At 42.0% G+C, this 21,002-nt stretch carries 24 protein-coding genes; 1 reads left to right on the forward strand and 23 read right to left on the reverse strand.

The annotated features are described in order from the left end of the window. Positions 1–69: 69 nt before the first annotated feature. From panC to D4T97_RS12245, 8 genes are all read right to left on the reverse strand, one after another. Positions 70–915, reverse strand: a complete 846-nt coding sequence (gene panC, locus D4T97_RS12210) for a pantoate--beta-alanine ligase (RefSeq protein WP_126051031.1) — start codon at positions 913–915, stop codon at positions 70–72. Position 916: 1 nt separating this feature from the next. After that, on the reverse strand, positions 917–1,750 hold the full coding sequence (gene panB / locus D4T97_RS12215; RefSeq protein WP_126051305.1) for a 3-methyl-2-oxobutanoate hydroxymethyltransferase: 834 nt from the start codon (positions 1,748–1,750) through the stop codon (positions 917–919). Between the two features lie 561 nt (positions 1,751–2,311). Then, entirely contained in the window at positions 2,312–3,292 is a 981-nt protein-coding gene (locus tag D4T97_RS12220) for a biotin--[acetyl-CoA-carboxylase] ligase (protein ID WP_126051032.1), read from the reverse strand. Further along, on the reverse strand, positions 3,277–4,473 hold the full coding sequence (locus tag D4T97_RS12225; protein WP_235872242.1) for a CCA tRNA nucleotidyltransferase: 1,197 nt from the start codon (positions 4,471–4,473) through the stop codon (positions 3,277–3,279). The genes D4T97_RS12220 and D4T97_RS12225 overlap by 16 nt, the downstream gene beginning before the upstream one ends. Position 4,474: 1 nt before the next feature. Next, on the reverse strand, positions 4,475–5,614 hold the full coding sequence (gene bshA / locus D4T97_RS12230) for an N-acetyl-alpha-D-glucosaminyl L-malate synthase BshA (RefSeq protein ID WP_126051034.1): 1,140 nt from the start codon (positions 5,612–5,614) through the stop codon (positions 4,475–4,477). Beyond that, positions 5,611–6,327 carry a bacillithiol biosynthesis deacetylase BshB1 gene (bshB1, locus tag D4T97_RS12235; protein WP_126051035.1) on the reverse strand — a complete coding sequence of 239 codons (717 nt, stop codon included), beginning with the start codon at positions 6,325–6,327 and terminating at the stop codon, positions 5,611–5,613. Before bshB1 ends, bshA begins: the two co-directional genes overlap by 4 nt. Before the next feature lie 13 nt (positions 6,328–6,340). Then, positions 6,341–7,144, reverse strand: a complete 804-nt coding sequence (dapB, locus tag D4T97_RS12240) for a 4-hydroxy-tetrahydrodipicolinate reductase (protein ID WP_126051036.1) — start codon at positions 7,142–7,144, stop codon at positions 6,341–6,343. Then, positions 7,144–7,485: a nucleotide pyrophosphohydrolase gene (locus D4T97_RS12245; RefSeq protein WP_126051037.1), complete on the reverse strand. Its 342-nt coding sequence runs from the start codon at positions 7,483–7,485 to the stop codon at positions 7,144–7,146. The genes dapB and D4T97_RS12245 overlap by 1 nt, the downstream gene beginning before the upstream one ends. A 143-nt stretch (positions 7,486–7,628) precedes the next feature. Here D4T97_RS12245 and D4T97_RS12250 point away from each other — a divergent pair, with 143 nt between their 5' ends. Continuing rightward, positions 7,629–8,504: a YitT family protein gene (locus D4T97_RS12250; RefSeq protein ID WP_126051038.1), complete on the forward strand. Its 876-nt coding sequence runs from the start codon at positions 7,629–7,631 to the stop codon at positions 8,502–8,504. 189 nt (positions 8,505–8,693) lie between these two features. On the opposite strand, the gene D4T97_RS12255 is transcribed toward D4T97_RS12250, so the two are convergent. From D4T97_RS12255 to mtrB, 15 genes are all read right to left on the reverse strand, one after another. Further along, the gene (locus tag D4T97_RS12255; protein WP_126051039.1) at positions 8,694–9,371 is read right to left on the reverse strand and encodes a zinc metallopeptidase; all 678 of its coding nucleotides are present in this window, start codon (positions 9,369–9,371) and stop codon (positions 8,694–8,696) included. 59 nt (positions 9,372–9,430) lie between these two features. Then, positions 9,431–10,216, reverse strand: a complete 786-nt coding sequence (ypjB, locus tag D4T97_RS12260) for a sporulation protein YpjB (RefSeq protein ID WP_126051040.1) — start codon at positions 10,214–10,216, stop codon at positions 9,431–9,433. Between the two features lie 78 nt (positions 10,217–10,294). Beyond that, on the reverse strand, positions 10,295–10,879 hold the full coding sequence (gene lhaT / locus D4T97_RS12265; RefSeq protein WP_126051041.1) for a lipoprotein heptaprenylglyceryl N-acetyltransferase LhaT: 585 nt from the start codon (positions 10,877–10,879) through the stop codon (positions 10,295–10,297). A 59-nt stretch (positions 10,880–10,938) separates the two neighbouring features. After that, positions 10,939–11,715, reverse strand: coding sequence for a menaquinol-cytochrome c reductase cytochrome b/c subunit (locus D4T97_RS12270; RefSeq protein WP_126051042.1), 777 nt, complete (start codon positions 11,713–11,715; stop codon positions 10,939–10,941). A gap of 54 nt (positions 11,716–11,769) precedes the next feature. Next, positions 11,770–12,444: a menaquinol-cytochrome c reductase cytochrome b subunit gene (qcrB, locus tag D4T97_RS12275; RefSeq protein ID WP_126051043.1), complete on the reverse strand. Its 675-nt coding sequence runs from the start codon at positions 12,442–12,444 to the stop codon at positions 11,770–11,772. A 14-nt stretch (positions 12,445–12,458) separates the two neighbouring features. Then, the gene (locus D4T97_RS12280) at positions 12,459–12,974 is read right to left on the reverse strand and encodes a QcrA and Rieske domain-containing protein (protein ID WP_126051044.1); all 516 of its coding nucleotides are present in this window, start codon (positions 12,972–12,974) and stop codon (positions 12,459–12,461) included. Between the two features lie 151 nt (positions 12,975–13,125). Then, entirely contained in the window at positions 13,126–13,584 is a 459-nt protein-coding gene (locus tag D4T97_RS12285; protein ID WP_126051045.1) for a YpiF family protein, read from the reverse strand. A 581-nt stretch (positions 13,585–14,165) separates the two neighbouring features. Beyond that, positions 14,166–14,714 carry a ReoY family proteolytic degradation factor gene (locus D4T97_RS12290; RefSeq protein WP_126051046.1) on the reverse strand — a complete coding sequence of 183 codons (549 nt, stop codon included), beginning with the start codon at positions 14,712–14,714 and terminating at the stop codon, positions 14,166–14,168. 33 nt (positions 14,715–14,747) lie between these two features. Beyond that, positions 14,748–16,001: a tetratricopeptide repeat protein gene (locus D4T97_RS12295; RefSeq protein WP_126051047.1), complete on the reverse strand. Its 1,254-nt coding sequence runs from the start codon at positions 15,999–16,001 to the stop codon at positions 14,748–14,750. A 118-nt stretch (positions 16,002–16,119) separates the two neighbouring features. After that, positions 16,120–17,190 (reverse strand): 3-dehydroquinate synthase, encoded by a 1,071-nt coding sequence (gene aroB, locus D4T97_RS12300; RefSeq protein ID WP_126051048.1) that lies wholly within the window; start codon positions 17,188–17,190, stop codon positions 16,120–16,122. 404 nt (positions 17,191–17,594) lie between these two features. Next, entirely contained in the window at positions 17,595–18,041 is a 447-nt protein-coding gene (ndk, locus tag D4T97_RS12305) for a nucleoside-diphosphate kinase (RefSeq protein ID WP_126051049.1), read from the reverse strand. Positions 18,042–18,139: 98 nt separating this feature from the next. After that, positions 18,140–19,102 carry a heptaprenyl diphosphate synthase component II gene (gene hepT / locus D4T97_RS12310; RefSeq protein WP_126051050.1) on the reverse strand — a complete coding sequence of 321 codons (963 nt, stop codon included), beginning with the start codon at positions 19,100–19,102 and terminating at the stop codon, positions 18,140–18,142. Positions 19,103–19,117: 15 nt separating this feature from the next. Beyond that, on the reverse strand, positions 19,118–19,828 hold the full coding sequence (locus tag D4T97_RS12315; protein WP_126051051.1) for a demethylmenaquinone methyltransferase: 711 nt from the start codon (positions 19,826–19,828) through the stop codon (positions 19,118–19,120). Positions 19,829–19,851: 23 nt separating this feature from the next. Then, positions 19,852–20,655 carry a heptaprenyl diphosphate synthase component 1 gene (locus tag D4T97_RS12320; RefSeq protein ID WP_126051052.1) on the reverse strand — a complete coding sequence of 268 codons (804 nt, stop codon included), beginning with the start codon at positions 20,653–20,655 and terminating at the stop codon, positions 19,852–19,854. 104 nt (positions 20,656–20,759) lie between these two features. After that, positions 20,760–20,993: a trp RNA-binding attenuation protein MtrB gene (gene mtrB, locus D4T97_RS12325; protein WP_126051053.1), complete on the reverse strand. Its 234-nt coding sequence runs from the start codon at positions 20,991–20,993 to the stop codon at positions 20,760–20,762. Positions 20,994–21,002: the final 9 nt, after the last annotated feature.

A 21,002-nucleotide genomic window follows, 5' to 3' on the forward strand; every position in this document is an offset into this window, starting at 1 on the left:
CTTACACCAAATCATTCTCTTAGTTAGTTTAACATATAAGCGGACTCTTTCCACTTGTAAATAAAGCGGCTATACATCGATGATGATATTGTCGATGAGCCTTGCTTTTGAAAACTTTATTGCAGCTGCAATAATCATTTTCCCATGAGGAGCCGAAACCTTCTCCAATTGAGGAAAAGTTAATAGCTCTACATAATCAATTACGGCGTGCGTATGTGTGACTAAGTAATCCCTGACGGAATCCAATATGAATGTAATATTGGTTTCCCCGTTTTTTATTAACTCTTCCGCTCTTCGCAAGCTTGTATATAAAGCCGGTGCTTGCTCTCGTTCTTCATCAGTCAAATAGACATTCCTTGAGCTGACCGCCAGACCGGAAGGTTCTCTGACAGTTTGAACCGGAACGAGTTCTACAGGGAAGTCAATATCTTCAACAAGTCCGGAGACAACTGCAAATTGCTGTGCGTCTTTCAAACCGAAATATGCTCGGTCCGGCATGACAATGTTAAATAGCTTAGACAGTACAGTTACGACACCGTCGAAGTGACCCGGCCGGTTGACACCGCAAAGGGTATCCGTCCTTTTTAATACCGTCATCCCCGTGGATCTCTCATTGGTATACATATTTTTAGCACTTGGCATGAATAATATGTCAACACCCGCTTCTTGAGCAAGCTTTGTATCCCTTTCAGAATTTCTAGGGTAAGCTTCAAAGTCCTCTCCTGGACCGAATTGAAGCGGATTGACAAAAATACTCATGATGATTATGTCATTGTCGGTTCTGGCTTCTTTAACAAGCGTCAAATGTCCTTCATGCAAATACCCCATTGTCGGTACAAAACCGATGGACTTTCCGCTACATTTATTATCCTTCGCCAGTTGCTGCATTTCTTGCTTTGATGTGATGATTCTCAAATTATTTTCCTCCGTATAAAAAAGCCAGTTCTTCCTGCTTCATTTCAAATGTATGTTGTTTTTCGGGGAAAGTCCCGGTCTTCACTTCCCGGATATATTCTTTGATTCCGCGGGATGCCTCATGGTCAATATCCGCAAATTTTTTTACAAATTTAGGGACCCGATCAACTCCAAAAGTTACAACATCATGAAAGACAAGTACCTGTCCATCGGTATCAGCTCCAGCACCTATCCCTATGACTGGAATATTTATTTGGGAAGCCACTTCTCTTCCAAGTTGGTGTGGAATACACTCTAACACAAGGGCAAAAGCACCGGCTTCTTCACATTTTTTTGCATCTTCAATCAATGCTGCAGCCGCCGTAGCTGTTTTTGCCTGCACCTTGTATCCGCCAAGCACTCCCGCAGTCTGTGGTGTCAGTCCTAGATGCCCCACTACAGGAACACCGGCGTTTGTCAAAACCCTGATCGTTTCAATGACTTCTCCTCCGCCTTCAACCTTAACTGCATGTGCCCCGCTTTCCTGCATGATGTTTCCTGCAGATCTTAGCGCTTCTTCTTTACTTATGTGATAAGTCATAAAAGGCAAGTCTGTGACTATGAATGTATCTTTAGCCCCCCGCTTCACCGCTTTTGTATGATGAATCATATCATAGGTTGTTACAGGAACTGTCGAATCGTAGCCGAGCACAACCATTCCGAGTGAATCACCAACAAGAATCATGTCCACTCCTGCTGCTTCGGCAAGTTTTGCCTGCGGATAATCGTAGGCAGTAAGCATAACAATCTTTTCCCCTGCTTCTTTCATTTTTAAAAAATCTGTTGTTGACTTCAACTTTTTCATCCTCCTGTCATATTAGAGGAGACGAATCAATTGGAGCAACAGTATAATAACCAAAAGGAGTCCTCCCCAAAAAGGCAGAAGGACTCCGTAACTGTCACTCGTTCGTTTCGGTCCTCTGTCCCCGTCCTTTAGAGGATCAAGGCAGAACTAAAATTTTTTTCCTATAGTTTGTGGTGCAGCTCAACAAATGATACCGCCCAAAAAAAGTATAGCAAATATTTCGTCGAATGAAAACCAAAAGCGTAAGGGTCTGTACATCGACGTGCAGACTGAACCGAAATGCGGAAACGCCTTGATTAGCCCCGACGACAAGCATAAGACGATTCCCGAGGAGGCAGCTTTTCAGTCACCACAGGGAATTGGCTTATGACCCTAGAGGGGCTAGGCGTTGCAGCTAGACATGGAGTGCCTCTGACAGATAAAGGAACACCGCGACGAAGGCCGCTCAATACCGCCACACCCTGTGGCTTCTGCAGGCTCAGGACGCGACATCCTTTTGCTTCGCTTGCACTAGCACTTCCTGTCCGTCGGCGCTGAACGTTATCCGAACATTTAAAACTGCTCAATATCGGCAGAATAAATATTATGTATGACGCCCTTTTCATCCTCGATTTTTAATACTCCTTCATTTGAAATTCCTACTGCCACTCCAACAATTTCTCCTGTTACTGTAGTTGCTTTGATTTGTTTTCCAATGCTGGTAGCATAGCTTTCCCATAAAATGCGAATCGGAAGGAAACCATCTGATATATATATGGAATAATATTTTTCGAAATTTTTCAGAAAACTTTGAATCAATGCTGCCCGTGATATCTTTTCACCTTTTTCGATAAATAGAGATGAGGCAATCTTCTTGACTTCCACCGGAAAATCATCTGACGCGTGATTGACATTCATCCCGATTCCAATGATCAATGAAGATATTTTATCAGCTTCCGCCTGAAGTTCTGTTAAAATACCAACAACTTTTTTTCCTTTGATCAACAAATCATTGGGCCATTTGATTTCTGGCGTGATTTCGGTCACTTCCTCAATTGCACGAGCCACAGCAACTGCCGTTATCAATGTAAATTGCGGTGCTTTTTGCGGTGGGAGATCAGGTCTTACAATAATACTCATCCAAATACCTTTTCCACTGGCAGAATGCCAAGCTCTGCCCAGTCTGCCCCGTCCCGAAGTTTGTTCTTCAGCAATGACCAGCGTCCCTTCAGGCGCCCCGTCATATGCCAGCTGATAGGCTGCCTTTTGTGTCGATTCCAGGGAGTCAAAATAATGGACGCTTCTGCCAAATCGCTCCGTTTCAAGTCCAAATAGTATTTCATTTTCAGTCATATTTTCCGGTGTACCAATAATCCTGTATCCCTTATTTCTAACTGCCTCTAGCACAAAGCCGTCTTTCCTCAGTTCTTCGATATGTTTCCATATGGCTGTTCTGGAACAGCCAATAATCTCTGCTAAGGCCTGCCCCGATAGAAATTTCCCATCAGCATCAGATAGAGCCTCTATCAATTGCTGCCTTATAGTAGTCCGCAAACCTTCACCCACCTCCTTATTTCCTCTTTATCATTTGAAACGTCATTATCCAGAACTGCTTGAATGATTTTTTCAAGCAACTCTTTCATCCATGGGCCGGCTGTTACATCTGACCATGATAAAAGGTCGTTTCCTGTAACGGCCAATTCCTGTCTGGATTTGATCGGCAGTTGATCGAAACGATTATTGATCAATGTCACTGATTCCATCAATGACCCATGTTGTATCGTCTGGTAGACCGTTTCAACAAGGACAGCAGTTTCCCTGCCAGCAGAAAACAACTCAAATGAGGTCCATTCATGAAGGTGTCTCCGGTTTAAGAAACCAATCGCCCGAACTAAGGATTTTATCTTTTTGGAAGGAAGCTTCCAGCTTTTAAGCTCTTCCGCATGGTCATCGGCATCCGCAAGGTACAAGGCCAAAAGCCACATATCATCCTCATTCAATGATGAAATTTGGTACTTCATTGTAGCATCGATAACCTTTTTTTCATTGAATAACGATGGCAGGTACTTGTATAATCCACTTGTAAAAAGGATGTTGAATGCTTCGGATTTATTCGGCCCATCCAATAGTTTCACCATTTCAACCATGACTCTCTCAACAGCAATATGCTTCAGGAGACAAGCATGAGTCGCGATTGCCCGTTCCGTCTGATGTTCCAGACGGAATCCAAGCTGGCTGACGAAACGGACTGCCCTCATCAGCCGCAAAGCATCCTCTTGAAATCGTTCATCAGCCGAACCGACGGTTTCTATCAATTGTTCCTTCAATGCTTTTTGTCCCTCAAAAGGATCAACCAGCTCTCCATTATTATCCATAGCTATCGCATTCATTGTAAAATCGCGGCGCTTTAAATCCTCAGTCAAATTTCGGACAAACGCAACGGTTTCGGGGCGCCTATAATCTTTGTACTCCGCTTCCGTTCTGTATGTCGTAACTTCAAATCCTTGCCCTTGAATGATAACGATAATTGTGCCATGTTCTATGCCCACGTCGACTGTCTTTGAAAAGATTCCTTTGAGCTCTGCTGGTGTAGCGGATGTGGCGATATCAACATCGTGAATTTCTTTCCCAAGCAAGTGATCCCTGACGGAACCGCCGACAAAATAAGCTTCAAATCCTGCATTTTGAATGTCCTCAATAATCGGCAGCGCCGACAAGAATGGTTCCTTCATCATTTCATCCTTCTTTCTTACTGGCAAGAAGTGTTTCATATAAATCTTCGTATTTTGATACGATCATATCAGCCTCAAACCGTTCCCCAGGAACAGACAAGGCCTGTTGTGAAAAGCGCTCCAGCAACTCTTCATTTTGTAGTAATATCAAGGCTTTTTCAGCAATGTCATCCGTATCACCAAGCTCGCATAAAAACCCGTTATATCCATCTTCAATCACTTCCGGTATGCCTCCGACTCTTGTGCCGATACAAGGAACGCCACAAGCCATTGCCTCCAGAGCAACCAAGCCAAAGCTTTCTTTCTCGGATAGAAGCAGCATCAGGTCGCTCATTGAATACAATTCTTCCAAATGATCCTGTCTGCCGAGAAACAGTACCTTTTCACTCAGCGACAGATCTTCTACAAGGTCGCAAATCTCGGTCATCTCCGGACCGTCCCCTACAAGAAGCAATTTAGCTTTTACTTTAGAAGCGATTTTTGAAAAAGCCGTCACAACATCACGAACTCTTTTCACCTTTCGGAAGTTGGACACGTGGATAATGACTTTTTCATCATTGGCAATATCATATCCCTCTTTTAGTCCGTCAATATTTACCTTTTGATAGATCCTACCATCAATAAAATTATGTATCACTTCTATCAACTTTTCAGGTGCAACCAACTCTTTTGTCTGTTCAGCCAAAGCATGCGAGACGGCAGTTACGCAATCAGATTTCTCAATCCCGAATTTAATGGCTTCCGCCAAGGTTGAATCATAGCCCAATACCGAAATATCGGTACCGTGCAATGTTGTAACAACCTCGACATCCGTCCCCGCCATTTGTTTGGCAAGAATTGCACAGACTGCATGCGGAATAGCATAATGAACATGTAAAATATCAAGCTTTTCCCTCTTGATAACTTCTGCCATTTTACTGGCTAAGGCAATATCGTAAGGAGGATATTGAAAGAGTGAGTATTGATTGACTGTCACCTGGTGAAAAAAGATGTTAGGATGCCATAGATTCAAACGGAAAGGGATATTTGAAGATATAAAATGGATTTTGTGGCCCTTTTCCGCCAGATGTTTTCCCAGCTCCGTTGCGACAACGCCGGAACCGCCCACAGTTGGATAACAAGTAATGCCAATATTTAGTTTCATGACTCTTCCCCAAATATATTTTGATTAAATAAGATAGGACGGTCAGTTTTAAAGCCTTCCGCAAAGGTGATTCCGGCTTCAAGACCGTATATCCTTTCTCTTGCTTCGATTCTTTCTAAATACCCTTCTGTCAATGGTGTTTTAACACCAAATTCACCTGGAAGAAATTGCGTCTCATATGCACGAAGCACGTCTAGCTTCTTTTCCATATAACCAGATATGTCAATCATAAAATCCGGTCGTGGCTGACTGTTAATAAAATAATAGAATAGGTTTGTCGCCTTATGGGCATCAAACCCTCCCGGTGTCTCATATTTTCGTATTCCTGCGGAAAAGAAGGCCTCTTTAACAAGTTCGGCACAGCGTCCATGATCAGGATGGCGGTCCCTATGATATGGAGCGAATACAAGCGTTGGCTTATATTTCCGAATCACATCGGTCACCTGTCGGATAAATTCATCTTTAAGAAACAACCCACGGTCTGGCAGCTGCAGATTCACCCTTTCAAGAACACCTAATCTTCGGGCAGATTCTGAAGCCTCCTCATGGCGGGTGTCTATCGTTCCATTTGATGAAAGTTCTGCCTCCGTCAAATCGCAAATTACAACATTTCTTCCAGAGACTGTCCATTGATATATGGAACCTGCCATTCCGATTTCGACATCATCAGAATGCGCTCCAAAAGCAAGTACGTCTATTTTTTCTCGAGTCAATTGGAGCACCCTTTCAATCTAAAATGGATTCCAGTCCATATACGAGGGTATTTAATCCCATTACTGTTTCAACTGATACCTTTACACCCGACATAAAAGAAGCACGGTTATAGGAATCATGCTTGATTGTCAAAGTTTGTCCTCCTGCACCAAAGATGACCTGTTGATGGGCAACCAAGCCGGGAAGCCTTACACTATGGATGCGCATGCCTTCAAAGTCCGCGCCTCTTGCTCCCGTAATCGTTTCTTTTTCATCCTCATGTCCCTGCTTTTTTACTTCCCTGTTATTCGATATCATTTCCGCTGTTTTTATAGCTGTTCCTGAAGGGGCATCCAGTTTTTTGTCATGGTGCAGCTCAATGATTTCCACATCATCGAAATATTTTGCGGCCATTTCGGAGAATTTCATCATCAATATGGCGCCGATTGCAAAGTTGGGCGCTATGATGCATCCCAGACCCTTTTGTTCTGCCAGTGCTGTTAATTCTTCGAGCTGCTCTGAAGTGAATCCTGTTGTACCGACAACCGGACGGACATTGTGCTCCAGCGCTGTTTTAGTATGTAAATAACCCCTTTCCGGCGTAGTTAAATCAATCAAAACATCTGCATTTGAATGTTGAAAGCATTCAGCAGGATCTGTAAAAATTGGAACGTCCAGACCCCTGAAACCTTCTATATCAGAAAGAAGCTTTCCTTCATTCATTCTATCTATTACCGCTGCAAGCTCAAAGCTCGCCGTCTCACTGACAAGCTCAACCGCTTCTTTTCCCATTCGCCCACGCGGGCCTGCAATTACTATTCTTATCTTTTCATTCATCAACAATCACCTTCATCCTTTTTTGTCCATCTGTCTTTATCTCTTGTATTAAATTTATGCATCACCTGATCATGAGCAGTTTGCAGGTCAATCTCCAGTGAATTTGCCAGGCAAATGATTACAAAAAGCAAATCTCCAAGTTCTTCTTGAACTGTATTTTCTTTCTCGTCACTTTTTTTCTGTTTCTCCCCATAATAATGATTAATCTCCCTGGCAAGTTCTCCAAGCTCTTCTGTCAATCGGGCAGTCATTGCAAGCGGGCTGAAGTAGCCTTCCTTGAACTGGCCGATATATGCATCGACTTCTTGCTGAAGCTCACGCATAGTCTTGTTTTTGTCCATTTTTCCTCACCTTCTTACAATATGTTAGCTAATTTTTTTTTTTTATACAAACGAAAGCGCTCAATCGATTGAAGTTGCTGTTTTATTCCTGTATTGGTTATAATTAGAATTCTAAATAACCATTTGTTGCAGGGGGCGTAGCGGTGTTTCTTCAATTAAAGTTAAAAAATATTCTTCTGATCTTATTGGGGGCAGCCACTTTTGCATTTGGATTGGTGCACTTCAATATGCAAAACAATTTAGCTGAAGGCGGCTTTACCGGAATCACGCTTCTGCTTTATTTTTTATTCCGGATTGATCCTTCGTATAGTAACTTAGTTTTGAACATCCCCCTCTTTTTAGTTGGGTGGAAGCTGCTTGGCCGAAAATCCTTTTTGTACACAGTAATTGGAACGGTGGCTGTCTCGGTTTTCTTATTCATTTTTCAAAGATTTCAAATCTCCATTCCCCTGGAGGGGGATCTTTTTCTTGCTGCCTTGTTTGCAGGAGTTTTCGCCGGAATCGGTCTTGGAATCATTTTTCGCTTCGGCGGAACAACTGGCGGTGTAGATATTATCGCACGTCTCGTCTTTAAATATAAAGGAATTAGCATGGGAAGAACAATGTTTGCATTTGATGCAACAGTTATTCTTGTTTCGCTTTTAACTTATTTGGATCATAAGGAAGCGATGTATACACTTGTTGCAGTTTTTGTTGGTGCACGTGTGATTGATTTCATGCAGGAAGGGGCTTATGCAGCCAGAGGTGCAATGATCATATCCGAAAAACATTATGACCAACTGGCAGACGCCATTATGAAAGAGATGGGCAGGGGTGTCACCATGCTGAAAGGACATGGCTCATTTACAAAAGAAAAGAGAGAAGTGCTTTATTGCGTCGTCGGTCGTAATGAAATCGTAAATTTGAAAAGGATCATTCATGCTATTGATCCACAGGCTTTTGTTTCTGTTATTGTCGTTCATGATGTAATGGGAGAAGGGTTTACGCTGGATGAAAATAAGCGGCCACTTGATGTATAGGGAAGAAAAAAGCCGAAACAGCTCAAATGAACTGCTTCGGCTTTATAATAAGGCGCTTATGGTTTTCTATTGTCCAGCTCCAGCACCTAGCCCCTCGAGGCCACAAGCCTATTCCCTGTGGTGCTGAAGTACTGCCTCCTCGGGAATCGTCTTGTGCTTGTCGGGGCTGACCAAGGCGCTTCCGCTTTTCTATTCATCTCTATTAACAAAGATCAATATTAGTCGGAGTAATTCCAGCACTGCCACCGCTGCTGCGGCAACATATGTCATGGCTGCAGCATTCAATACTTTTCTCGCGTCCCGCTCTTCCCTGTTGCTGATTAATCCCAAGGATACCATTTGATCCATTGCTCTTGATGAGGCGTTAAACTCTACCGGCAAAGTCACAAGCTGGAATAAAACACCAGCAGCCATTAAGAGGATTCCTATCAAAAGCATACTTGAAAATGCGGTTGAAATTAAACCGATAATGATGAAAATCCATGCCAGATTAGAGCTGATATTGGCCACAGGCACTAATGCATGACGAAAACGCAATGCAGCATAGCCCTGTTGATCCTGAATGGCATGTCCCACCTCGTGCGCTGCAACAGCTGCCCCCGCAACAGAAGCCCGATGGTAATTATCCGAAGATAAGTGAACTGTTTTTGACATGGGATTGTAATGATCGCTTAAAACTCCCGGTGTTTCTTTCACTTGCACCTCGTAAAGACCATTTGAATCTAGAATTTTCCTTGCAACTTCTGCTCCCGGCATTCCATCAACCGTTGCAACTTTAGAGTATTTTTTGTAAGTGTTTTTCACCTTGAATTGGGCCCATAACGGCACAATCATGATAATAAGAAAATAAATCAAAAAACCGCCCATTTTCATCCTCCAATATACATGTTTCTCTACATATATTTTATTTCATATGAAGATATCGGTCAATTATTTGGGTCTTTGCTTTTCTTTTGCTGCTTTTCCCCTCTATACTTTCTCCAGCTCACATAGGAAAGAGTTAAAATAATAATACTCCCGGTCATTGAAATGACCCACCAAAGAGAGGGATCCGCTTCATCCTCATCAGGATTCGAGAATATCTTTTGAAGGTCCTGCTCAAGGGACTCCAAATGAGCGGTCCATTCCTGCTCTGAAAAGTCAGACCTGTACCTGTCAATATACGTTATTTTTGAATCCAGTTTTTGGAGCTTTTCAGCAGCAAGATCAATTTTTAAACTGGGCTGAATAACTGTATAGGTAGATAGGAACGTATTCAGGTTTTGATTGTATGCTTCTTTGTTGCCTTCGAGCGCTGCGTTTTTCACTTTTTGAAATTCCTTCATGACAGATGCTTCCATTTCTATCCACATTGGTTGATGGGTGGAAGAGATTGCATCTGCAGCCAACCTGAATGAAGTGACCAATCTAATTCTTTCTTCTAAACTCATATTTATATTTGTGACAGCCCTCAGTGCTTCATGATGGGAAGCTGTGAGTACTCTTAATTCATCCATCGTAAACTTACCTTCTTTGATCCCTTGCTCAGAAAATTGAACTGCAAACCTCTCAAGTATTGCTTTGGCTTCCTCCAATCGAGAAAATTTAGTCAACTGAAGAGCTTCGTCAGCCAATTGATCCAATTCCTGAAGTGTTGATTCTGAATTTGCATCGGTGGAATTTCCATGAAAAAGAAGTAAAATGGTTAAAATGATTGCAGCTACCAGTCTCATAGGGGTCCCCCCTCCTCATACTCCTGTTATTAAGTTATGAGGAAGTGGACAAGAATAGACCTGTCCTTCTCTATTACATTATTTGTCTTCACGTCTCCGCGTTTGATAGACATAAAGTGCAATACCGATAGAGACTATACTTAACCAGAAGGTGAAGTAGCCTATTTCCCGTTCATACATCTCCAAACCGGGATATTTTGGATATTGCATGAAGACATAATCTATCACATCATTGTGCAGTGTCCATATTGCAACCGCAAGAACATGCCAGAGTTTAAATTTATAATACTTTGCATATAGGATGCCCTGAATAGCCATCGCACCGTGAGACGCAATCAGCATATAACCTTGCCATGGGAGATAGCCGATAACCTTAAACGTGAGAATGTTCATTACGACTGCCCATACACCATATTTGATAAGTGTTATCAATGCAAGCGCTTCAAAAAGAGGGTAATTTCTATATCGGAGAAATGCAATCACCACAAATACAAAAAATAAACTTGCTGTCGGGCTGTCTGGCACAAATAGAAGAAAAAATGAAGGCGTGACGGCTAATTGAGGAATGTACCAATAATAACCGTAGACTGTCCCAGCTATATTAATGATAAGTAGCAGCCATAAAAACCGGCGATCGATTAAAAGAGGGGTTAAAAAGTTCATAAATCCGTCTCCTGAAAAAATAGAAGCCGGCTCCAAGCCGACTTCTTTTTTTGTCTTATTTATTCTTCGCTTTTCAATGATGCAATAAATTCTGCCAGTTTTTGCAGATCTTCGTCTGAGCCATCATATTGACCTGGCGGCATTGTGCCGATTCCGTCATGAGCGATTGTTATGATCTCTTCTGGAGTTAAGTCCAGGTTGACCAATGGTGGAGCTGCAGGACCGCCTTCAAGGTTTTCACCATGGCAGTTAATACAGCTCTGCGCTGCATATACTTGATATCCTTCTGCTTCTTGATCTATTTCAACATCTGGTTGTTCTACAATTTTCCCCTGTTGTTCAGCCGCAGCCCAGTCATGGGTTACAACAGACTCCCATGTCAGATAAAAAGTAGCTGCAATTCCTAACAACATAAATCCTGTAGCAAACGGGCGTTTTGACGCACGGCGTTCTGGACCTCGGTCCAAGAACGGTGCAAGCAAAAGGGCACCAAATGCAAGGCCAGGAATTACCGCAACACCAATGATGTTGTACGGTCCGGAAGCATATGTGTATTTGATTAATTGATATAGAAACAGGAAGTACCAGTCAGGCAATGGGATATAACCAGCATCCGTCGGATCGGCAATACGTTCAAGCGGCACCGGGTGCGCAGCTGTCAAACATAAGAAGCCGATGAGGAATACAGCACCAACCAGCCATTCCTTCAGAAGGAAGTCAGGCCAGAATGCCTCGGTTTTACCCGGATATTCAGAGTAGTCCTTCGGAATATTCGGCTTGCGTTCCGCAGAAATACGGGAGTCGCCGACAAACTTCATTCCTTTTCCTCGTTTCACGTTGTCCCCTCCTTAATACATCGGTTAATTTGTTTTGCAAAAATGGGCCGTTTTTTATAGTGGGCCAGAAATACCTTGTCTTCTGATCAAAACGAAGTGAATACCCATTAGAGCAAGCAATGCAGCAGGAAGGAAGAAAACATGAATCGCAAAGAAACGAGTCAATGTTTGAGCCCCAACAATTGTTGGATCTCCTGCTAATAAAGTTTTCATAGCAACACCAATAAATGGGAGTGATTCGACAATATCCAGTGTAACTTTAGTTGCGAATAGTGCTTTCATATCCCACGGAAGCAAGTAGCCTGTAAGTCCAAGGGCCAACATTACAAAAAAGATAAGGACTCCGACGACCCAGTTCAGTTCACGAGGCTTCTTATATGCTCCTTGGAAAAAGACCCGCAGCGTATGTAAAAACATCATAACGATAACAAGACTGGCTCCCCAGTGATGCATTCCGCGAACGATTTGGCCGAAAGCCACTTCGTTTTGAAGGTAATAAACGGATTCCCATGCGTTTTTAATATCAGGAACATAATACATTGTCAAAAACATTCCTGATAAAATTTGGATAACTGTAACAAAGAATGTCAGTCCGCCAAAACAGTAAACAAACGCAGAAAAATGATGTGCCGGATTAACATGCTCAGGCACCTCATGGTCTGCAATGTCTCTCCATATCGGCGTAATATCCAATCGCTCGTCAATCCAGTCGTACATTTTGTTTAGCAATGATTACGCCTCCTTTACTTCTTTCTTACGAACGGATTTTCTTCTGGATTACCCAACATTAAAAAGCCGTCTTTTTCCTTAACTGGATAAGCATCCAACGGTCCTCTCGGCGGAGTTCCAGGTACATTGTTGCCATCCTTCGTGTAGTAGCCATGGTGACATGGGCAGAAGAACATATCCGGGTGTTTTTCACTACCTCCCCAGTCCACTGTACAGCCTAAATGTTTACAAATAGGAGAAAGTGCTACAATTTCCCCTTTATCATTCTTATAAACCCAAGCTGTTTGTGTAACATCGGAAGTGTACCAGCCATCCTTCTGTTCATATTTAAAGTCAACTCGAACAGGTTCATTAGTAATATCGGCAATTTTTTTATCAGTCATTTTAAAATCACCTGCAGCTTCTGCTTTCAACACAGGATCCACTGCAAAACGAACCATTGGCAACAGCATTCCAGCCGCCATGAATCCGCCCACTCCAGTTAATGTATAACTAAGAAATTGGCGTCTTGTTACAGGATTCTTGCTCATCCTTTTCCCCCCTCTGTCAGTAAGGTAAGTCCATCGGACAATATATTGCGCACATTTACAAACTGGGACATAATTATGATATATCAATCCATCGGTAAGGTCAATAATATACCATTCCAATCCGTGTCAACAATGTGGCGATTAAGTTAATTTAGGCCTGCCAGCCTTTCACAATCCCTTTCATGAGCTCTTTTACCTGATCTTCCATGATAGATTGCTTAAATTGATCATCCATATGATCAAGCGGAATAGAAGGTACGAACAACAAAGATTCTTGTGTAAAATGCTCCATTTCTCGCCAAGATGGATCGGATGTAAGATAAAATGTATACTTGGCTCCGTTTTCTTTAATTTTTTCTTCCCATTCCTGTAGTCTTTCGGCTTTTTGACTGTCCTCTGAATCACTTAGATATGTAAATGCAGGTAAAAAAAGCATTCTGCCCTTGAATTGTCTTTCAAGGTGAAGGGATAGCAATTGAATGAACTCGCCTTTCTCCACTATTTGTTTCATGTTATGGCCAAGTGCAATTGGAACAAGCGGCACCATAACCGTATCAATATATTCCTTTTCTTGCAGATAAACATCAATATCTTTAGCCTTCCATTCCATTATCAACACTCCTATTATGCTCTTCATTACTGTTAATCATTCTAACAGAAATGAAAATATGAAACAAAAAAAGCGCGTGCGTTTCTGGATTATGAAGCCTTTTTAAAGAGGGGAATTTGTCTGGGCCACAAAGTTACATGAACAAGACCCAGAGAGGTTTTGCATGATGTGATTGAATTAAGTAGCTCTCCTACGATCAGTCAACATCGCCGTGCATGTTGCTGGCTGCGAGTTCCATCTGTTTGAGGTCACAAGCCGTTTCCTTGTATTGGCTGAAAAACAGCCTCCATGGGAATCGTCTTGTGCTTGTCGGGGCTAAACTGGCGTCTCCGCTTTTCTTATGTCCAGCTTCAGCGCTCAGCGACTAGCAGACTTCCTCTTCCTTCCTACGATAAGTCAACATCGGCTCCGACGGACAGGACGTCCTAGTGCCACCGAAGCCACAGGATGTGGCGTTTTGAGGCGGCCGAGTCGCCGTGTTTCCTTTATCTCGTCGAAGTCGCTCCAGTCTGTACGTCGATGGTCAGGCACCTCCGCTTTTCTATCAAAACGCAATAAATCCTCCGGGCTCACCGGAGGATTTATACTCGTTCTCTTAATTCTTTTAATCTTAGGGACAATTCATCGAAGCTCTTTTTATCATATTGATCGAGCGCATCATCGATTGCTTTCAAAAGTTTGCTCTCCTGATATTTTTTTAAGCTTTCTTTCATGAATTGTTCTGCAATCGTCTTGTCTTTCTCGCTAATCAAAACTGTTTTTTTAACAAACGGATTTTCTTCCAAAACTGCAGCATATTGATGGCTTGCATTAGATGCCCGGAAGTTGATTTGAATATATATGTCTTCATCTCTGTTCAATCGTATATCATGGAATGATTTTTCAGCATCCGTTGTCATAATATTATCTTTGTAAAAGCGGAATGGAACCTCTTTTGTGCAATGGGTAGACATGATCAGGCCCCGCGGACAAAATTGAGCTTCCTCAACAAAGTGGACTTTTTCCATTAGTTGATCGTGACTCATCAGATAGTTCAGAATCCAGACGGATTCTCTTCTTTTCAATTGATACCTATTTAAAAACCAGCGAATAAAATCTTTTTTCTCGTTGACAGATACAGGGGTGGCCATCATAATCCCTCCTCTGCGATTTTTATTCCACGGCTACTCCTCAAGTCGATCAATGATTTCAAGCCACTCGTCGTTTAAAGGATCCAGTGAACTCAAACGCCTGAATACAGCCGCTCCCTCGCTTCTTTTTCCCTCTTCCATTAGAAAAAATCCGTAGTCCTTCAAGAAGTCAGGGTTGTTTTTAAAGTCATTATATGCAAGCTTGTATTCATTTAATGCCTCGGAATATTGTTCTGTTTCCTGGTAGCTGTATGCAGCATCCCAATGAAGCTGCGGATCATCAGCATCTTTGAGGGCTGATATTACATCAAGAACTTCTTCATATCTCTGTTGATGTAAAAGCAGCTTGTTTAATAGGCTGGCAGCTTCCGCGGATTCAGGATCCAGTGCAACTGCCTGGCGCAGATAGCTTTCCGCTTTTTCTTCCCTTCCTGCTTTCATGAGAAGACTGGCAGTATAAACATAAAGATCTAAGTTATATTCATCCGCCGCCAAACCTTCTTCCGCTGAGTCAATTGCACTGTCAATATCACCCAATTGATCGTGGCATTTAGCCAAATATAAATATAACGGGTGATACTCATGATCCATCGTTTTTAATTCTTCAAATGCATTCTTTGCTTTTTGATAAAGCCCTGCTTGAAAGGAGGTCAAACCATAACCAAATAAAACATTCAGGTTTTTTTGGTTCTCCAATGATTTTTCATAGTAAGGAATTGAATCTTCAAATGCACCTCCAGCACTCAGGGCCTCTGCCAGCCTTGCATATATATCAGACCCGGCCATAGTTTCCTCTCCGGCTTCAAGCAGCTTTTGATAGGAAACGACAGCTTCCAGGAAACGGCCAAGTGTCATATATAGCTCTGCCAGCGCAAAATCAATCACCGGCTCATCCTTGTACAATTTCTTTGCCTGCAAAAGCTTCTGTTCGCTTACTTCAAATAGACCTTGCATTTGGTATAGATCGGCTTCCAGAAGCAATGCTGCCGCGTAATTCGGATCCGTTTGGTCAATAGATTCCAAATAAGGATAAGCTTCCTCGTCCTTCCCCATATCAATAAGCAGCTCTGCCAGCGTAATCTTAAGTTCATTTTCTTCCGGAAACTGGGTTAGCAATATTTCATAAAGTTCCTTCGCTTCCTCTAAAAATCCATATTGTGATAACTGCTCCGCAAGCATGAACTTTCCTTCGGCTGAGCCGGTTTTCTTGACCCTGTTAATAATTTCTTCTGCCTTTGACAAATTCTGCATTTCAATGTGTTTGATTACCAATTCGGCATCCTTCATACATTTATGTCCTTTCAGAGAAAGTGAATGTTTAATTATATTTCTACAGGGAATACTGAATATCCTCTTTTTTATCATTGAAATTAGTGATAAATAACTAAATATTATACTTTGACTGTTACTTTTTCATCGTATGAAAAATGTTTTTAAGCACTTGTTCTTCCACTTCCATTAAAACGGGTTTGCCCGGAGCCTCCAAGAGAACAAATCGAGGTCGCTTAGCAATCGTCTTTTTATCCCGTTGCATTCCTTTAAACGCTTCATCAAACGACAAGTTTTTAGGAATCTCCAATTTATAGCTTAATACTTCGACCCATTTTTCAAACTGGTGGATTTGAAAGGAAAGTCCAAGTACTTCTTTGCTTACATGGAGCGCAAATACGATTCCCACCATGACAGCTTCTCCATGGGTTGTTTTCCCGTATCCAAGCGACGATTCAATAACATGGCCAAGTGTGTGTCCCAGATTTAAAATGGCTCGAAGGCCGCTTTCTTTTTCATCAACTGAAACTACCTCGGCCTTTATTTCCATACCTCTTTGCAAAACATGAATCAGTTGCTCATCAGTAATTGAGTGTAAATCTACGATTTCAGCCATAAGCATGTCTAGCAGTTTCGGATCAGCAATCAAAGCATGCTTTACAGCCTCGGCAAAGCCCGATCTCACTTCATGATCCGGAAGGGTCTTAATAAAATCAGTATGATAAATGACAGCATCAGGTTGGTGGAATGCTCCAATCATATTCTTTCCGAGAGGATGATTGATAGCAGTTTTCCCTCCAACCGCACTATCGTGCGCCAAGATGGTTGTCGGAACTTGAATAAAAGAAATCCCCCTCATATATGAGGCTGCAACAAATCCAGCCAGATCCCCTACAGCACCGCCTCCGAATGCAATGATGCACGACTTTCTATCCAATCCCTGCTCCAGTGCATAGGTCAGGCAAGATTCAAAGACAGACATCTGTTTTGCCTGTTCTCCCGATGGAACTGTGCACACTGAATAATCAAGATTATCCGGCACGGCGGTACGCAGTGTTTCCATATGAAGGCGACCGACCGTTTCGTCCGTGATTATAAGCAATTTTGTATAATTATTTTTGTTAATCACATTTGCCAGTTCATCTAATCCATTGGATTTAATGTAAATGGGATAACTTTTTGATGCAGTTTGAACAATGATTTCCATGCGGCTCACCTCGGTTGTTCTTTCTATTTTACGACTATTCAATGAAAATTGAAAGGAGAAAAGCGCAAGGCGCGCAGCTTTAGGCGACAAGCACAAGACGAATTTTGATGAGGAAGCTTTTCAGCCACCACAGCGAAGCTGCGTACTTAACTACATCGTGAAAAGCTTCATTGAATCTACTTCATGAAGCTTTGCGACGAGCTAAACAAGTCTTCTTCGAAAAAGCTATGGCTCAGGAGCAAGTTCATACTGAGTATGCTTCCTTGTAGCTTGTGACCGCGAGCGGATGACGCCTGGAGCTAGACATAATCTATCGTTATTTCAAATAGAAAATTCTATCTAATTTTAAACTTTCTTTGAAACAAAAAAACACCTGCTGCTTAGCAGGCGGTTGTAAATAAAAATTAATAAACCCAGTTGTTAATTAGTTTGGAATATTCGATGAGCTCACTGTCATTGAAAAATAAACCAATTTCTCTATTAGCGCTCTCTGGCGAATCGGATCCATGAATGATATTCTTTCCGACAGTCACGCCAAAATCTCCGCGGATTGTTCCAGGAGCTGCATCAGCAGGATTTGTTGCTCCCATCATTTGACGAGCAGTCGCAATTACATTTTCTCCTTGCCATACCATCGCAAAGACTGGTCCGGAAGTGATGAATTCTACCAATTCTCCAAAGAATGGGCGTTCCTTATGTTCACCGTAATGCTCTTGTGCCAATTCATTCGATACGTTCATCAATTTTGCTCCAACTAGCTGGAAGCCTTTCTTTTCAAAGCGTGCAACGATTTCACCGATCAATTCTCTTTGTACGCCGTCAGGTTTTACCATTAAAAATGTTTTTTCCATGAATGTCACTCCTGCCATTTATCAATATCTTTTTTCGTTTTAAACCCAAGAAAGATAATATCATTTTTTTCATTCGCTGGCAAATTTTGAAAAAATGATCAGTATCTTCTCTTTCCAATGTAATTGGCTATTTCCTTTAACGGTCTTTTCGCTTTGCTTTCAGGAAGCTCGTCCAAAATGGCTAAAGCTTTATCCAAATATCTTCTGCTCAGTTGATGAGACTGTTCGATAGCCCCTGATTCCTTAATCAGGTCGATAATTCTGGTCATTTCTTCTTTCTCTGTCTGTAGATTGACCTTTTCAAGCTTAGCTTTTATCCGGGAGTCACGCATGGCATATAAAGCCGGGAGTGTGATGTTTCCCTGGCGCAAATCTTCCCCAGCGGGCTTGCCCAATTCCTCTTCGGTGGCAGTAAAGTCTAGAATATCGTCTGTTATCTGAAACGCCATACCGATAAAATAACCGAATCTGTATAATCGTCTGTATATGTATGCATCCGTCCTGCCTGCAATAGCGCCAAGCTCACAACTGACAGCAATAAGGAGGGCCGTTTTCCTTTTGATCCTTCTAAAATAATCTCTCAATGTCTGATCAAATCGGTATTTATCTTTAATTTGTTCAATTTCTCCGATGCAAACTTCCACTATTGCCTTGGACAGCTTCTTATGTGCAAGCGGGTCAGAAATATTAGTCATATATTCCAAGGACCTTGCCAATATGAAATCACCGGTATACATGGCTACGCGGTCATCCCATATATAATTGATGGTAGGCAATCCTCTTCTCATATTGGCGTCATCGATGACATCGTCATGTACGAGAGATGCCATATGGATTAATTCGAGGGCCAACGCTACATTTTTGACTGTATCAATTCGGTATTCACCAAATTTTGCAGACAATAAAACAAACACCGGGCGTATCCGTTTGCCGCCAGCCTTTAGCAGCTGAAGCGATGCATTATGCACCAGCTCTGAATTTGAAGAAACAGCCTTTTCAAGCTCTCTTTCAATTAAGTCCAAATCAGATTTATAATTCCTGTAAAGCCAAGTCAGTTTCATAAATTTTCCACCCAGTTATTCTAATTTCTGCTTCATGCCAATATGCGCCGCTGCAGCTCCCCCGCTGAATGGCTTGTAGATGACATCGACAAAACCGGCGCGCCAGAACATTTGAGCGAGCTCTTCCATTCCAGGAAAATCCCGTGCAGACTCCTGCAGCCACGAATACTCACCATAACTTTTGGCAAATATTTTTCCAAAGAGCGGCATGAGAAAGCGGAAATAAGCATAGTAGGCTTGACGGAATCCTGGAAGGGTCGGCTGGGACGTCTCAAGACAAACAGCCATTCCACCAGGTTTTGTCACACGATGCATTTCTTTTAATACTTGCATGTAATCGGGCACATTTCTAAGGCCAAATCCGATGGTTACATAATCAAAGCTATCATCATCAAACGGCAGCTCCATTGCATTGCCCTGAATCAATTTGATTTGCCCTAAGCCTTTTGCTTCCACTTTGTCCTCAGCCACTGTCAGCATGTTTTTGCTGAAATCCAGCCCGACTACACGGCCTTCCTTCCCTGTTTGTTCCGCAAGGGAAATCGTCCAATCTCCGGTACCGCAACAAACATCCAGGGCACTGCTCCCTTTTTGGACATTCATCTTGTCCATCGTTACCTGTCGCCACTTTTTATGCTGCTGAAAACTGATAATCGAGTTCATTTTGTCATAATTTTTATGAATATTCTCAAAAACATTGTGTACCCGTTCTTCTTTAGACTGCATTTTTGTGACCTTCTTCCAACTAATTATGTTGCTATTTGTTTATATTTATTGGCCAATTCTGTTATACGCTCTAGAAAAATCCCCGGCAATCCTATAATCCGGGATGTTTCATCCATCAGTGCCTTTCTGCTTTGATCTATGTGGTGTGTACAAATTTCGTTCAATTGATGCTGGTCGTGCTGGGACAAATTAGAAAGAGGAATTGATTTCATTTGAGGTAAACAGAAATTTTTTAAGCCTTCAAAAAGAATCGAGAAGCGCCCGTTATTAAATTTCTCCATTTCCGACAACAGCCTTTTAAAATAAAGAAACTCTATGAAAAGACCTATGTATTCCGTTGATTGAAAATACTGGCAAAATTCATCGATAACAGTGCACTCAATTCTTTTAACATGCTCCATAAATGATTCGATATCAGATACATCCAATTGATATACATAAATTTTGGATTCATTGATTACTTTGATTGCATTGGCGAGAGTTCTAATTAAATTGATATCGTCGATTCCAGCGAGAAGATGATAATATAAGCCGCTGAAATAGTCCCCTGCAAGGACAGAAAGCTGTCTCTCTGTTAGTGTTATCTGTTGACCCGCCACTTTGTCGTGAATATCCAGCGCTATTTGCACTAGCGATGCCGCAGCAATTTGACGTTCGTATTTTTCAACGGGGATACCAGAACCATCCATGGTCATTAACAGCATAAGGATACGGTCTTCATCTATTTCAGGAGATTCCATATGTTCAAAAAGAAATTTATGATACATTTCATTTTTGACCAATCTTCTTATCGAATCCGCCTTTTGTTCATAAATACACAGAGCCATATCCGTAATCCTCGTTTCTTTGCGTTTATTTCCTTCGAATTTTATAAGTATATCATATTATTATTGCTTTTTTTAACCGGTATTCGCACGGATTAAAATTACATTCAATTGTTTCTTTCACTGTCCACTTCACCGAGAGATGTGAAGACTTTTGCATTTCCCCGTACTTTGATAGCGGAAGTGTGCTCAGTGAACTGGGCAATAAGCACTTCCCCTTGATCCAGTTTCTCCGCATGATGGAATCGGGTGTCTGTTCCTCTAGTCAATCCCATCACGTTTACCCCGTTTTCGAGAGCTTTAATTACTACATACTCATTCTGGTTGCTTGAGCTTTTCATTGCTTCACC

It is taken from the genome of Siminovitchia acidinfaciens (genome assembly GCF_003605385.1).
In the GTDB taxonomy this organism is placed as follows: Bacteria; Bacillota; Bacilli; order Bacillales; family Bacillaceae_C; genus Siminovitchia; species Siminovitchia acidinfaciens.

Coding starts and splice junctions, on each gene's coding strand:
- D4T97_RS12225 (WP_235872242.1), bottom strand. CDS start 4,473: ATGATGAAGGAACCATTCTTGTCGGCGCTGCCGATTATTGAGGACATT.
- bshA (WP_126051034.1), bottom strand. CDS start 5,614: ATGAAACTAAATATTGGCATTACTTGTTATCCAACTGTGGGCGGTTCC.
- dapB (WP_126051036.1), bottom strand. CDS start 7,144: ATGAATGAAAAGATAAGAATAGTAATTGCAGGCCCGCGTGGGCGAATG.
- D4T97_RS12245 (WP_126051037.1), bottom strand. CDS start 7,485: ATGGACAAAAACAAGACTATGCGTGAGCTTCAGCAAGAAGTCGATGCA.
- D4T97_RS12255 (WP_126051039.1), bottom strand. CDS start 9,371: ATGGGCGGTTTTTTGATTTATTTTCTTATTATCATGATTGTGCCGTTA.
- ypjB (WP_126051040.1), bottom strand. CDS start 10,216: ATGAGACTGGTAGCTGCAATCATTTTAACCATTTTACTTCTTTTTCAT.
- lhaT (WP_126051041.1), bottom strand. CDS start 10,879: ATGAACTTTTTAACCCCTCTTTTAATCGATCGCCGGTTTTTATGGCTG.
- D4T97_RS12280 (WP_126051044.1), bottom strand. CDS start 12,974: ATGAGCAAGAATCCTGTAACAAGACGCCAATTTCTTAGTTATACATTA.
- D4T97_RS12285 (WP_126051045.1), bottom strand. CDS start 13,584: ATGGAATGGAAGGCTAAAGATATTGATGTTTATCTGCAAGAAAAGGAA.
- D4T97_RS12290 (WP_126051046.1), bottom strand. CDS start 14,714: ATGGCCACCCCTGTATCTGTCAACGAGAAAAAAGATTTTATTCGCTGG.
- D4T97_RS12295 (WP_126051047.1), bottom strand. CDS start 16,001: ATGAAGGATGCCGAATTGGTAATCAAACACATTGAAATGCAGAATTTG.
- aroB (WP_126051048.1), bottom strand. CDS start 17,190: ATGGAAATCATTGTTCAAACTGCATCAAAAAGTTATCCCATTTACATT.
- ndk (WP_126051049.1), bottom strand. CDS start 18,041: ATGGAAAAAACATTTTTAATGGTAAAACCTGACGGCGTACAAAGAGAA.
- hepT (WP_126051050.1), bottom strand. CDS start 19,102: ATGAAACTGACTTGGCTTTACAGGAATTATAAATCTGATTTGGACTTA.
- D4T97_RS12315 (WP_126051051.1), bottom strand. CDS start 19,828: ATGCAGTCTAAAGAAGAACGGGTACACAATGTTTTTGAGAATATTCAT.
- D4T97_RS12320 (WP_126051052.1), bottom strand. CDS start 20,655: ATGGCTCTGTGTATTTATGAACAAAAGGCGGATTCGATAAGAAGATTG.
- mtrB (WP_126051053.1), bottom strand. CDS start 20,993: ATGAAAAGCTCAAGCAACCAGAATGAGTATGTAGTAATTAAAGCTCTC.